This window comes from Shewanella marinintestina (assembly GCF_023283845.1).
In the GTDB taxonomy this organism is placed as follows: domain Bacteria; phylum Pseudomonadota; class Gammaproteobacteria; order Enterobacterales; family Shewanellaceae; genus Shewanella; species Shewanella marinintestina.
The window spans coordinates 1-13,423 of sequence record NZ_JAKILC010000018.1 but is presented as its reverse complement, the minus strand read 5'-3'; the positions used below and the strand labels follow the sequence as shown (position 1 = coordinate 13,423).

At 42.6% G+C, this 13,423-nt stretch carries 13 protein-coding genes and 1 rRNA gene; 12 read left to right on the top strand and 2 right to left on the bottom strand.

Going from position 1 to position 13,423, the window contains the following annotated elements; translation table 11 throughout:
- Nucleotides 1-21: 21 nt before the first annotated feature.
- Genes flgK through L2747_RS17070 form a run of 3 tightly spaced genes read left to right on the top strand, consistent with a single transcriptional unit; the run spans nucleotide 22 to nucleotide 3,377 of the window.
- The gene (flgK, locus tag L2747_RS17080; protein WP_249000214.1) at nucleotides 22-1,395 is read left to right on the top strand and encodes a flagellar hook-associated protein FlgK; all 1,374 of its coding nucleotides are present in this window, start codon (nucleotides 22-24) and stop codon (nucleotides 1,393-1,395) included.
- 10 nt (nucleotides 1,396-1,405) lie between these two features.
- On the top strand, nucleotides 1,406-2,323 hold the full coding sequence (gene flgL, locus L2747_RS17075; RefSeq protein WP_249000213.1) for a flagellar hook-associated protein FlgL: 918 nt from the start codon (nucleotides 1,406-1,408) through the stop codon (nucleotides 2,321-2,323).
- A gap of 34 nt (nucleotides 2,324-2,357) precedes the next feature.
- On the top strand, nucleotides 2,358-3,377 hold the full coding sequence (locus L2747_RS17070; RefSeq protein ID WP_249000212.1) for a hypothetical protein: 1,020 nt from the start codon (nucleotides 2,358-2,360) through the stop codon (nucleotides 3,375-3,377).
- 60 nt (nucleotides 3,378-3,437) lie between these two features.
- On the opposite strand, the gene fliB is transcribed toward L2747_RS17070, so the two are convergent.
- Nucleotides 3,438-4,613: a flagellin lysine-N-methylase gene (gene fliB, locus L2747_RS17065; RefSeq protein WP_249000211.1), complete on the bottom strand. Its 1,176-nt coding sequence runs from the start codon at nucleotides 4,611-4,613 to the stop codon at nucleotides 3,438-3,440.
- 231 nt (nucleotides 4,614-4,844) lie between these two features.
- Between fliB and L2747_RS17060 the strand changes: the two genes are divergently transcribed.
- The 9 genes from L2747_RS17060 to L2747_RS17020 all read left to right on the top strand — a co-directional run bounded on the left by L2747_RS17060 (nucleotide 4,845) and on the right by L2747_RS17020 (nucleotide 12,192).
- Entirely contained in the window at nucleotides 4,845-5,660 is an 816-nt protein-coding gene (locus tag L2747_RS17060) for a flagellin N-terminal helical domain-containing protein (RefSeq protein WP_249000210.1), read from the top strand.
- Between the two features lie 288 nt (nucleotides 5,661-5,948).
- A complete protein-coding gene (gene fliD / locus L2747_RS17055; RefSeq protein WP_249000209.1) occupies nucleotides 5,949-7,328 on the top strand; it encodes a flagellar filament capping protein FliD in 1,380 nt (459 codons plus the stop codon).
- Between the two features lie 14 nt (nucleotides 7,329-7,342).
- Complete coding sequence (fliS, locus tag L2747_RS17050; protein ID WP_249000208.1) at nucleotides 7,343-7,723, top strand: flagellar export chaperone FliS; 381 nt, start codon at nucleotides 7,343-7,345, stop codon at nucleotides 7,721-7,723.
- Nucleotides 7,692-8,018: a hypothetical protein gene (locus L2747_RS17045; protein ID WP_249000207.1), complete on the top strand. Its 327-nt coding sequence runs from the start codon at nucleotides 7,692-7,694 to the stop codon at nucleotides 8,016-8,018. The genes fliS and L2747_RS17045 overlap by 32 nt, the downstream gene beginning before the upstream one ends.
- Nucleotides 8,011-9,105, top strand: coding sequence for a flagellar hook-length control protein FliK (locus L2747_RS17040; RefSeq protein ID WP_249000206.1), 1,095 nt, complete (start codon nucleotides 8,011-8,013; stop codon nucleotides 9,103-9,105). The genes L2747_RS17045 and L2747_RS17040 overlap by 8 nt, the downstream gene beginning before the upstream one ends.
- Before the next feature lie 15 nt (nucleotides 9,106-9,120).
- Nucleotides 9,121-9,564, top strand: coding sequence for a flagellar basal body-associated FliL family protein (locus tag L2747_RS17035; protein ID WP_249000205.1), 444 nt, complete (start codon nucleotides 9,121-9,123; stop codon nucleotides 9,562-9,564).
- An 11-nt stretch (nucleotides 9,565-9,575) separates the two neighbouring features.
- Complete coding sequence (locus L2747_RS17030) at nucleotides 9,576-10,298, top strand: RNA polymerase sigma factor FliA (protein ID WP_249000204.1); 723 nt, start codon at nucleotides 9,576-9,578, stop codon at nucleotides 10,296-10,298.
- Between the two features lie 14 nt (nucleotides 10,299-10,312).
- Nucleotides 10,313-11,170, top strand: coding sequence for a flagellar motor stator protein MotA (gene motA / locus L2747_RS17025; RefSeq protein ID WP_249000203.1), 858 nt, complete (start codon nucleotides 10,313-10,315; stop codon nucleotides 11,168-11,170).
- Complete coding sequence (locus L2747_RS17020) at nucleotides 11,170-12,192, top strand: flagellar motor protein MotB (protein ID WP_249000202.1); 1,023 nt, start codon at nucleotides 11,170-11,172, stop codon at nucleotides 12,190-12,192. Before motA ends, L2747_RS17020 begins: the two co-directional genes overlap by 1 nt.
- Nucleotides 12,193-13,319: 1,127 nt before the next feature.
- Here L2747_RS17020 and rrf read toward each other — a convergent pair.
- Nucleotides 13,320-13,423: ribosomal RNA gene (gene rrf / locus L2747_RS17015) — 5S ribosomal RNA — on the bottom strand; the annotation flags it as partial.

The following is a 13,423-nucleotide window of genomic DNA, read 5'->3' as shown; positions in this document are numbered from 1 at the left end:
CACCACAGATAAGGATTTAACATGAGCATGCTCAATATTGGTATGTCTGGGCTTAATGCCAGTATGGCAGCCTTGACCGTCACCTCAAATAACCTTGCTAGCGCTATGGTTCCGGGTTACTCACGCCAACATGCCATGCTCAGCTCTGTGGGTAACGGCATTTATGGCAGCGGTTCAGGTGCTATGGTTGATGGCGTACGCCGTATTTCAGACCAATACGAAGTCGCGCAGCTGTGGAATACCACCAGTAATTTAAGCTATACCAAAACTCAGTCGAGCTACTTTGGTCAGGTAGAGCAGATCTTCGGTTCTGAGGGCAATAATATTTCAGCAGGGTTAGACCTACTATTTGCCTCGCTCAATTCAGCAATGGAGCAACCAAATGAAATTGCTCATCGCCAAGGCTTTTTAAATGAAGCCAAAGCAATAACCCAGCGCTTCAACTCTATTAGCGAAGGCTTAAACGCACAGGTTTCACAAATCGAAGGGCAGATCCACGCTTCAGCTAAAGAGATTAATGCGCAACTTGCCACCATCGCCAGTTTTAATATGGATATTCAAAAAGCCAAGGCTAGCGGCAATGTACCATTAGCCTTGTTAGATGCTAGAGACGCTGCCGTTGATGACTTATCACTGATTATTGATGTTAAAGTGGTAGAAGATGCCGATGGCATGCTCAATATCTCTTTAGCTCAAGGCCAGCCGTTACTTTCGGGCACCACGGCATCAAAAATTAATGTCAGCCCAGATCCGGCATCTCCACGCTTTAATCAAGTCAGTATTCAGTTTGGCCAATCTAATTTTCCACTAGATGAAACTGCTGGCGGCAGCTTAGGCGCACTCATTGATTATCGTGATAACAGCATGGTCGACTCACTAGCCTTTATTGACGAACTCGCGATGACCATGGCCGATGAATTTAATAATGTTTTAGCAGCCGGTACCGATTTAAATGGTAATACGCCAACCACGCCACTATTTAGTTATGACCCAACCAACCCAGCGGGCAGTTTAACCCTAAGTACAGGTTTTAGTGCCGACATGCTGGCATTTGGTAAAGATGGCAGTCCAGGTGACAACAGCAATCTAAAAGATCTTGTCGAACTCGCGAACAAGAACATCTCATTTAGCTCTATGGGCGTAGATGCCACCATGGGCGATGCCTTCGCCAGTAAAATTGGTGAGCTCGGCTCCGCCTCACGCCAAGCTAAAATGAGCCAAGATACTGCCGAAAAGTTGCAGTTAGAGGCGCAAACTCAATGGGCAAGCACCAGCGGTGTCAATGTTGATGAAGAGGGGGCCAACTTAATTATGTATCAGCAAGCATATCAAGCTAATGCCAAAGTCATCGCGACTGCAGACCAGTTATTTCAAACCATTTTAAACAGTATTTAAGGACATTTGTATGCGCGTTAGTATGATGAATCTTTACAGCAACAATTTACACAGCCTACAAAAGTCGACGTTTGATATCTCTAAGCTCAATGAAATGATGTCGACGGGCAAATCCATTTTACGTCCGTCAGATGATCCTATTGGCTCAGTTAAAGTCATTGGCAGCCAAAGAGACATGGCCGCCACCAATCAATACCTTGAAAATACCGAGTCTTTGTCGACTAGCTTTGACCGCTCAGAAACCTATATGTCGAGCATGGTTGAGCTTCAAGGTCGTATGCGCGAAATCACCATTTCAGCAAGTAACGGTAGCCTATCGCCAGAAGACAGATCCGCTTATGCCGCTGAAATGAACGAATTGCTGGAAACCTTTGTAGATACGGTCAATGCCAAAGATGAAGCCGGTAACTACCTATTTTCAGGCAACAAAACAGACACAGCGCCAATAGGTAAAGATGCCGACGGTAATTACGTTTACCAAGGCGATAGCAACACCCGAGAAGTACAAACCTCAGGTTCATCTTGGATGACCGCCAATAGCACCGCGGCTGATTTTTTATTCTCCAATGCCAGCGCAGATATCCTCAATCAGACTAAAGATTTTATTGCAGCGCTAGAAGATCCTGCACTCGCTCCAGGTGATGCTGCGTTTGACCAAGTAGCCATTGATATGCAAACCAGCTTAGATGACAGCCTTAACAGTATTAGCTCTGCCATTACAGACATTGGCGGCAAGCAAAATACTCTGAGCTTAGTGCAGTCTTCCCATGAAGAACGAGTGCTATTTAATAAAGAGGTTATTGGTGAAACTGAAGGCTTAGACTATGCCCAGGCAACGGCAGAGTTCAATGTTAAGCTGACAGCATTAAAAGTGACTCAGCAAACCTTTGTGCAAGTATCGCAACTATCACTGTTTAACCACCTGTAGATAACATTCAATTATTTAAGTTAAAGAAAATTCGATGCTAAATGGAATTTCAGACTCTCTTCATGTCCAACAGCGTAACCCTAGGGTTGCGCCAACGACGGTTGCCTCTCCATTACTGCCTGAGCGCAACAATAACCAAGCTGCGACTATTCCCAGCCATCGATTAGAAAGCTATAACAAGTGGGCTAAGGTCACTCAAGGACAACATAAAATCAGTGCACAACAAGTTGCTGAACAAGGATTGCAGCAGGCAAAAAACTTATTAAAGCAGCTAAATAACCAAGGGCAGCAAGCTTTAAAAGCTAGCGTAGACAGTGAATTTATTGGTCGCGCCCAGCAATTGCAACAACGATTATCTCAGCTAGATATTCGCTATTTAGATGCCCCGCTAATCGATCACCAGCTCAATCTTATTTCAGCCAATCGGCCAGCAGCAATGCATAGTTTTAGCTTAAAATCGGTAGATCTTACGAGTCCTAAACCCCGTGACGAAATTGTTCAAATTCAATTAGGAAAAGACTCAACCCAAGTGCTTTTGCCTGCCAATGCTCAAGCACATGAATTAACGGCAAAGCTCAAACAAGGGTTTGCCGCACTTGATATTGAGGTGCAGCAATCAACTGACAATCGGACAATATTTAAAAGTCACCCCCAGCAATGGCAACAAATTAAGGTTGGAATATTGATGACCGGGCAAGGGCAGCGTCTGCCTGCAGGCGATATAAGAACCATAAAAGTGCAACCCGAACTCAGCTGGCAAGATCCACAGCAATGGCGCTTCAATAGCCACGAAGAAATTAAGCAATCACTCGCTAAAGTGGCTAAGTCAGCCCATAAAGTCGATACGCAATTAAAAGAGCTACAAACCAGCCAGCTACATATTCAGCAACAGCTGCACAAAGCCAATAAGCTAAAAGATGTGGGGCTAAATATAGACTCAACTTTAAATGATCTAGCAAACCTTATGCAGCCATCGCCTTTTAAACTGAAAATAAACTCCCTGATGGCACAAGCTAACCTCACCCGGCCACATGTGTCTTCTTTATTGGCTTAAATATCAATTGAGCTCGGCGTCATCCTTAATGGTGACGCCTTATTTTTTAGCGCTATATTGCTAAGCGAGTAAAGTTAAAATTGCCGCCAAATCATCAAACTTCGACTGCTTCAATATCCCAGTAACATACTGACTATAGTTAGCCTTATGTTGGCGATTGGTATGGTAAACCTGAAAACACATTATAATATCGTGCTCAGACAAGCCTTGGTGATAAGCCGCCATCACCGCTAAATAACAGCGCAACATAAATAGATCTGTCAGCATCACCCGAAAAGCCTCTGAAGGCGTTAATGCATCAACTTGTGGAAACTGCATATGGTAGAAATAGTAAAGTAAGTAACGGCTAAACAATGCTTCATGGCCAACAAGCGCGGGTAACGCAACATCCTGCCAAGCTTGGTTAATACTGGCCATGCTGATGTTTTTCTTGTCATCCGCTAACGCGCAAATCGCTTTATTTATCAATTCAAATCGGCTGCGGCCACGTCTTACTTTATTGGTGTTGAGCCATAATTGAATCGAGGTAAACGCATTCATTTGATGAATGTCAGTATCTTGATTAAAGCCGTCAAAATGCTGCTTAAGCTGGCCGTTCTCACTTAGGATAACCAACTGTTGAAACATATCGTCAATAGCGCTGCTTTTTAGTTCTTGATTAGCCACCCGATCTGTCGTCTTCATCAAAATACCAATCGCGGTCAAACCCAACTCTAGTGGCTGACCAGGCTTTAACAGTAACTGAATTGAATAGTCGTAAGCCTTTTCAGCCCAAAGTGGCGCGGACTTAAGGCGTTTATCATGATGAAACTCACGCTGTTCAAACAGAAATGGATCAGGCCTAAACAAGACATTACGTGCCGCTTCAGGGCAAGATAGAGATAGACTTTCATAACGATCATTGCCACGCATGTGTGCCATTCGAGGGTAGGTTTTGCAGGTATTACTCAGGAGGGATTCACCCGCTTTAGCATGGATCTGGCATAGATTGTTGTCATCTAAAAACCCACAAGCACCATTTTCATTGAGCACAGCCTGCGCCCAAACCCCTTCACTTTTCTTTACTTTTTTAAGTGCCGTTTGGGCTAATTCTTTCAGTTCTTTATGAGCTAATGTTTTTTTATAGCTTTGTTTATCAATATGAATATTCCAGCCATAACAGCAGCTATCTTCACATTCGCTGCCGATACAATTGAAGTGGGTGACAAATTGAGGTCTAACAAGTGAGTGCTTCATTATCGTTCGCTATGATTAAGCCTAAATATGCTTATCTATAGCGACAAAAAGCCAATTTTTCTAAAACTTTGCTTTTTTTAATCTAATTTTTGTAAATTATTTAAATATTAAAATCATAGGCTTAACCATATTTTTTAAAAAGATTTTCAGCCCTGCTTTCAGTTTTCGATTTAGGCGTCGTTTTAAGTTTATAGACAACAAATAACCCGTTAAAACTCAAAGGAATATCCTATGTTATCTGTAATGACTAATAACGCGTCAAACATCGCTCAAAATGCTGTCACTAAAAATAACGACCTTCTTGGCAACGCTATGGAGCGCCTATCAACAGGTCTTCGTATCAACAGCGCTGCTGATGATGCAGCGGGTCTACAGATTGCGACTCGCCTAAATGCTAACGTAACAGGTATGGAAACTGCTAATCGTAACGTTTCAGATGCAACGTCAATGCTACAAACTGCTGACGGCGCACTAGATGAGCTAAACAATATTGCTTCTCGCCAAAAAGAACTAGCAACTCAAGCAGCTAACGGCGTGAACTCTGCTGAAGACATTAAAGCGCTTGGTGCTGAATACAAAGAACTTAACGCTGAAGCTAACCGTATTATCGACAGCACGGAATACGGCGGAAACAAGCTATTCACTTCTTTAGATGCGGGTGTAGGCTTCCAAATTGGTGCTTCTAACACAGCTTCTGAGCAGTTAACTGTAACAACTAAAGTCGCTGACGTTAAAGCGCTATTTGTTGGTGATATTACTGACTCTGCGACAGCAAAAGCTCAAATCGACAACGTTGATGCAATCATTGATGCTGTTGGTACAGAACGTTCTAACTTAGGTGCGAGTATCAACCGTCTAGGTCACACGGCATCTAACCTAACTAACGTTACCGAAAACACTAAAGCTGCTGCTGGTCGTATCATGGACACTGACTTTGCTGTTGAAACTGCTGCGATGACTAAGAACCAGCTACTGGTTCAAGCAGGTACAAACATTCTGTCTTCTTCAAACCAAAACACTGGTTTGGTTATGGGTCTATTGGGCTAATCTTCCTCCCTTTTATCCCGACCTCAAAAAGAGCCTTAGGGCTCTTTTTTATTGATAAAAAATCCCGCTTTCGCTTCAGCCTCCCTCTGCAAATGTCGCCTTATATCAGATAAGGGTTTGCAATAAATCAACCAATTTCAATAACGGAAGTCCTACTTCCCTTCATGCCATGGGAAACGGAAAAACCCAGGTCATAGCAAGCACACACCAAGAGCACAACCCTATAAAAACAACCACTTAAATATATGGCACAAAGGTTGCCATTAATAGACGAATTGGAGAGATCAAATGATATCAGGTATGGGTGGCGCCACATTCGCCGAACAACTTATTGCCGCTGAGCGTATGGGCAAAGATCAGATATTTGAAAGCAACAAGACCAAGTACGAATCACAACTTGATGCTTATAAGATCCTTGAACGCAGTCTAGATAAAATGACCAGTAATCTTGAAAAGATTAACGGTGATGCCTTTGAGAGCAAAACCTCATCAATCAGCGATGACAATGCCAGCATCACGGTCGAAAGTGGCGCACCAGCGGGTAACTATGACCTGCACGTACAGCAACTTGCGCAAGCACACCAACTGACTAAAAATTTCGCTAGTGAAGATACTTTAATTCCAACAACAGGTGTACTTGAAATCCAACTTGGCGGTAAAAGTGTAAGCCTAGATATGGCAGTGCTCAATCCCGATGGCACAGCTACCGTCAAAGATCTCACCAGCATGATCAACGAGCATCCAGACAACCCAGGAGTTCAAGCTTCTTTGGTACGCACTGGTGGCCAAGTTGAGCTTATGCTTTCTTCGAAGGAATCTGGCGCAGCAAACAATATCAATGTCACTATGAATGGTGCCGATTGGGGCATGACTGAACGCCGCGCAGCACAAGATGCCATGGTCAATCTAAATGGTATCGATATCACTAGTAGCAGCAACAATTTAGCCAATGTTATCGACGGCGTATCAATCGAGCTTAATAAAGCCCATACCGCTGGTGAAAGTAGCAGTATTAGAATCGAATCAGATACCGACGCCAGTGAGAAAGCCGTAGAGGACTTTGTCGATATCTTTAACGATTTAATGGATGAGATTAACAAGTTGACTCGCTCAATGGGCAGTCAGGAGTTAGATGATCTCAACAAAGAAAACGAAGATAAAGATAGCGATACCGATGACAAAGATGAAGACGATAAAGATGACGACTTTAACTCTTCAATTACCGAAGACCAATTAGGCGTACTTAAGGGCGATTCAAGCATCAGAATGCTGCAACAAGGTATGCGCAACGCCATATTTGATAGCGCTCCTAACGGCATGCGTTTATCGGATATTGGCGTTGAAATGGGCCGTGACGGCAAGCTTGATATTGATTCAAACAAGCTATCAAAAGCACTAAAAGATGATCCTGATGCGATACAAGCCATGTTTACCGACAGTGGTAGCTATATCGATAGACTCGACACCCTAATTGACCCTTTCACCAAATTCCAAGGCTCGATGGATCTCAAAAAAGACAATCTTGAAAAGCAGATTGAACGTGTTGAAACCAGCATGGATAACCACGATCGCCAAATGGAACAAAGATACCAAATTTACCTTTCACAGTTTACCGCAATGGAAAACACCATTAACCAACTTAACTCAGCCAGTGCGCTGTTTTATTAAGGAATTCTAGCAAAATGTTAAACGAGCACGATCCTTTTAATGCTTATAAGCAAACCTCTATTAATGCTAGAGCTGCGGCTGCAAACCCACATGAAATGGTGCGTATGTTGCTTGATGGTCTACTAGAAGAGATCGAACGCGCTGCAGGTTTTATGCAAAGAAAAAGCTATGAGGATAAAGGTCAAAGCATCAATAAGTGCCTAAATATCGTTCACGGTTTGGATTCAATGTTGGATATCGAAAATGGTGGTGAAGTCGCGACAAAACTGAATCAGCTTTATGACTACTGCAGTCGCCAATTAGTCGTTGCTAGTGTTGAAAACAGCACTAGTGCACTCACTCCTATAACCAAGGTGATTACCGATGTCAGATCTGGATGGTCCAATCTCAATTGAGCAATGGCAACGGTTTGAAAAAGCCCTGCAGTTTCACGCTCAAGCACAGGATTGGGAAAAATTGGCAATAGTAAATCAAAAAATGATTAATGCACTGATAAAAGCGGGTAAGCCTACTTGCCGATCACAGCTAGTTGCACGCCAGTCTCTCGCAAATACTCATCAGGCTATAGTGCAGCAATTGCAACAAGCACAAGGCCAATTAAAGCAAGAGATGGATATTTTTAAGCAGCAACAAGATGGCCTTGCTGCTTATCAATTTACCTGCGCAAGCGGTGGGGTTAATTATGAATAACTCAGTATTAATCAATACTACGCCCACTACTAACCCCTTGACTAACGGCCAGATAAAGCCTGCATCATCGGTGACAAGTTATGACAATGCTGACACTGAAAGCGTTAACGAAGCTGTGCCTTTCGCATTGGCTCAACCGCAGACAATCTTGCCTCCAGATAGCATGAATAGACTAGCGAATACGACTTATACATCTGAAAGTTCTGTTATAAACACCCAAATAACTACATTAGGTTTAGTCGCTAACAACGCCATTTATAGCCAAAATAATGCCAGCCAAATAGATGTTTTAGGTGATATTCAAAATAGAATAAATCAAGTTTTTCTAGGTAAACAACTTACATCAGTAACGGCAAATAGCGTCACTTCACATCTCCAAAAATCGCCTGAAAATATAAATTCAAATCTAGAAAAAAGCCTTACAAACACCCAAAACACGATTAGCTTTAATAATGCAAACCTAGTTAAACAATCTAACACTTTAAACTTAGATTTAGGGTTAACAAAAACGCTGAATAACACGGCTATATCGCATATGTCTGCGCTACAAACGTCATTCAATGGACAACAGCTAGATGCGACTAATCTAGATGGCCTTGATTCAATGACTAATCAGTTAATTAGTACCAATACCCGCTCACAAAGCGCTATTGCACAGTGGGGACCAGTATCTGTAACTCAGTCGGCACCGCTACTACAGCAAGCTCACGATATGCTTTCGCCCCTAAGAGAACAGATTCGTTTTCAAATAGATCAGCAGATAAAGCAAGCCGAGATCCGTTTAGATCCACCAGAACTAGGCAAAATTGAACTCAACGTACGCTTAGATGGTGATCGCCTACATATTCAAATGCATGCCGCCAACTCAGTCATTCGTGATGCAATGTTAGCTGGCCTCGACAGGTTACGTAGCGATTTAGCTAATGATCATGGCGGCTTAATTGATGTTGATGTGAGTCAAGGCGAGTCGCAAAACAAACAGCAGCAAGACCCAAACCAACCTGTTATCTCAATTGCAGGAATGCATGAATCAGCTGCAGAGAGAACTGTTCCCCCTCAACAAGACTACGTTGATTTGCTTGCATAATTAAGGACTAAAACTATGGCATTAACTAAAAAAATCACTATTTCTGCCTTACTTCTAGGCTGGACAGCCGCTTCATTTTGGCTTGGAGCACAGTCTCCACAACTGCTTAATAAAGACTTGTTTGCTACAGAGAAAACTCCCCCAACAGCACAATTTTACCCATTAGAAAAGTTCGTTATCTCTATTCCTGGTGACGAATACCCTCATTACCTATTGCTCGAAATGGCTTTCAAAAGTCGCTCTGCGAACGTAGCTCACACCATTGAGCAAGCAGATCCAGTTATTAGAAATTCATTAATGAAGATGTTTTCCAACAAGCACTTTAACGAGCTAAATAACGCTAAACAATTTGAATCGTTACAAACAGAGGCACACAACTTACTGTCGGTTGTGCTGGCTAAAAATGACTTCGCCATTGAATTAGATGAAGTCTTATTCACTCGTATGGTTATTCAATAAAGGTCTTTGCAATGAATACAGCCCAATCTGCGTACCAAGAAGTAAGTGAAGATCCTGCGGTAAGACGACTTTCTGAAGGCCAGGTTATGACGCAATACTTACCCTTAGTAAAACGTTCAGTATCCCAACTAAGAAGCCATTGTGGTTCAGTTTTAGCTATCGAGGATATGGAGCAGATTGGTTTAATGGCACTGCTCGAGTCTGCGAGACGCTACCCTGGAGAATATGATAACGGCTTTATTTCTTTTGCTGGTCAAAGGATACGAGGCGCAATTTTGGATGAGCTACGCCGTCAAGATTGGCGCCCAAGGCCTGTAAGACAGCAAGCCCATGAGCTAAATGACATGATTAGAAAGCTGACTCGTCAGCTAGAGCGTGAGCCTAGCGACAAAGAAATTGCCGCGGCTATGTCTCTTAGCCCTATTGAATACCGCGAGCGCCTATTTGCTTCACAATCAGAATCCATGCATAGCTTAGATGAACTAATTAGTGATGGACGCCACTTTGTTGATAGCAATGATGTATTGGAGCAATTTTCAGCAAAAGAATATTTATTCCAGGCAATTTCAAAATTAAACAAAAGAGAACAGGTGATCCTGTCGCTTTACTATCAACATGAACTTAATTTAAAAGAAATTGCCGCAACATTAGGTCTGACAGAAACTCGGATTTGCCAACTGCATAAACAAGCTGTTAAGCAACTTCACAACGTCTACCACCAATGGGAACGGTAATCAGGTGAGATAGAATGAGTAAACTGTTAGGGCTAGTAATCATAATGTTTTCAGTGTTTGGAGGCTATATTTGGGCTGGAGGAGCATTGGTCTCTTTATGGCAGCCAGCTGAAATACTGATCATTTTTGGCGCAGGTATTGGCGCTCTAGTGATAGCAAATCCTAAACCAGTCCTGATAGAAATGGTTGAGCAACTTAAAGAGTTGTTTCGTGTTGAACAAGAAGATCCTGAGCTTTATCCTCAGCTTTTTGGCCTAATGGGCATGCTAATGTCTCAAATACAGGCACAAGGATTACGCATTCTTGATGACCACATTGAGAACCCTAACGAAAGCTCATTGTTTCTAATGTATCCCGCGGTATTAGAACATCCCAATGTACTTAGCTTCCTTATCGATAACCTAAGATTACAATCTATCGGTAAAATCTCACCTCATGACTTAGAGCATATTCTAGAAGAAGAGATCCACCGTATCGAAGAAGATAGAATGCGTCCATCTCATGCTCTAAGTAAAACAGCAGAAGCTATGCCAGGCTTTGGTATTCTAGCTGCAGTAATGGGGATTATTATTACCATGTCTAACATAGACGGCCCCATAACCATGATTGGTGTAAAGGTTGCTGCTGCATTAGTGGGCACATTTATTGGTATCTTTGCCTGCTACTGTTTATTCGACCCTCTTTCTAAAGCACTTGAGCATTTGGTAGAAAGAAAGTCCGCTCAAATGCGTTGTGTCGCAGCAGCCCTAACCGCATTTGCCAAAGGCAAACCGCCGATGCAAGCCATAGATGCCGGACGCAAACAGATCCAAAGTGAAAATCGCCCTAGTTTTATTGAGCTTGAACGTTGGATGGCGGAGCAAAAAAGCTAATGTTAATCAGACCCGAGCCAGTTATCATTCGCCGAAAAAAACGCACTAAAACTAAGTCAACCCACGGTGGCGCTTGGAAGGTTGCTTTCGCTGATTTCACATTAGCCATGATGGCGCTCTTTATGGTGCTATGGATAATGCAGATTGCTGATCAGCAAGAAAGAACCATGATTGTGCAGTACTTAAACGGCGACCTTTACGATAACGGCTCGATTAATCCCTTTGATTTAGGCGGCGCACCTTCAATGTTGGATTTCAACGGCAACTTAGGTATTCAGCAAGCCGTGCTGCCAGCAACCTCAACAGGTGTAGATAAAAGTGGCCCAGCCATGCATAACCGTATTCCTTTTGGCGAGGAAAATGCTAAAGCCGGTAGAGGTCCTAAACTAAACGCTTTAGTGCCGGGAAAATTTGAAACCCAAGCACAACTAGAGTTTCTTGCACGAGAAATCGATAATGTCATTCGTGATGTAAGTATGGGGGCTAATGTCGAACTGCAAGTAGTACCGCAAGGCGTACGTATATTAATGCATGATAATATACATCAATTTATGTTTACTCGTGGCAGCTCAGAGATGATGCCATACTTTGAAGATCTATTAATGGCATTAGGCCCATTATTAAGCCAAGTAGAAAACAAAATAACCATTTCAGGCCACACAGACTCTAGTCCTTATGCAGGTAAAAGCTTTACCAACTGGGAGCTCTCAAGTAAACGTGCACTTTTAGCAAGAAGGGTATTAGAATACGGCGGAATTAATCGCAACCAAGTCATTCAAGTAACAGGCATGGCTGATCAAGTACCTTATATTGCCGAAGATCCAGCTGCCGCAGCAAACCGCCGTATAGAAGTATTAGTAATGACCTCAGCTGCAGAAAACCAACTTAAGCAGATGATGGGGTTAACCGTTGAAGACAGCGCTGCAAAAAGTGTACTAAAACAGGCAAAGCAGGTAGCAGAAGCCAATCAAACTCGGGTTCGATACCCACAATCATGGACGACTAATAACGACTCGCAATAAGTTTATCTCAGACTCACCTCATCAGTAACAAACTTTAAATCGGCTACTTTCGATTTAATTGCTAAACAACCAGGGTATTTAGTGAAATATAAGGAGATCACAATGCCTGCTTCATATATACGTAAAGGACCTGACTTTCTGCAGAAACTTTTTCTATATTTGATTTTATTCGACTGGGTTGTATTGCTTTACCTATTTGTAGAAATAAAGAGTATGTCTTTTCGTCATGGCGCTATTACGTCAGTGATGGTGGTCATCTTTAATCTTATTCTAGTCAACCTATGTTTCAAGCGTGCCCGCAGGGCAGAAGACAGTTACCAAATTTATCCCGTGATAATGGGCGCATTAATGTCCTTCGTTATCATCGCCTACTTCTTTTTCTTCTAGTACTACAGCTTCAGTGTCCGTTGCCCTTAACGGACACAAGCTTGCCAAATCCCTGTAAGAGCGATTAAACAACACAATGCCAGCCCCGTTGCGGTTTCTAAAACCAAAATATTTTTCATCCCTATGCTTTGTCCCAATTTCCTGACAGGAATTTAAATCTTAGTTTTACAGATATATATCAGCCTTTCAAAACTCAGCGAATCATATTGAAATTCCGACTAAGGTATCGATAAATCAGTAACTAGAAACCAACTGTGCCTTTGAGGGGTTAGAAGGCTCAAAGTACTTTGCAATCTTGCAGCGCATCGGGAGGATTTAAATAAGAATAATGATTTATATCTATATAACAGATTCATAGTCTATAAAAAAATCCGAACGTATTTATCTCGCTGTAACTCCCCCGCTAGAAATGCTCTACGACTCTGGTGAGTGTATCAACTATCTAGGAGTACACACTCCCTTTATAGCGAGTCGCGGAAGTAAACATATAGGTCTTTTGGATATGGATATACAGCGATTGAATGCCTTGAAGTCTGAATTTCCTGCAGGTCAAAAGCTCTCCGCGTTCACCCCTTGCATTAAGCTTCATTTGATAAGCACAAGGGCCTCACCCTACTCCACATGGGTACTGAACCTCACTACGTTCGGGCTTTTTATTCCCCCATGTCCGAGTGGCCATCTTTCCAGACAAAAACGAAAAAAGCCCGTTGCATTAGCAACGGGCTTTATCGTTATTTGGCGCCTGGAAATGACCTACTCTCACATGGGGAGACCCCACACTACCATCGGCGATATTGCGTTTCACTTCTGAGTTCGGAATGGATTCAGGTGGTGCCACAACTCT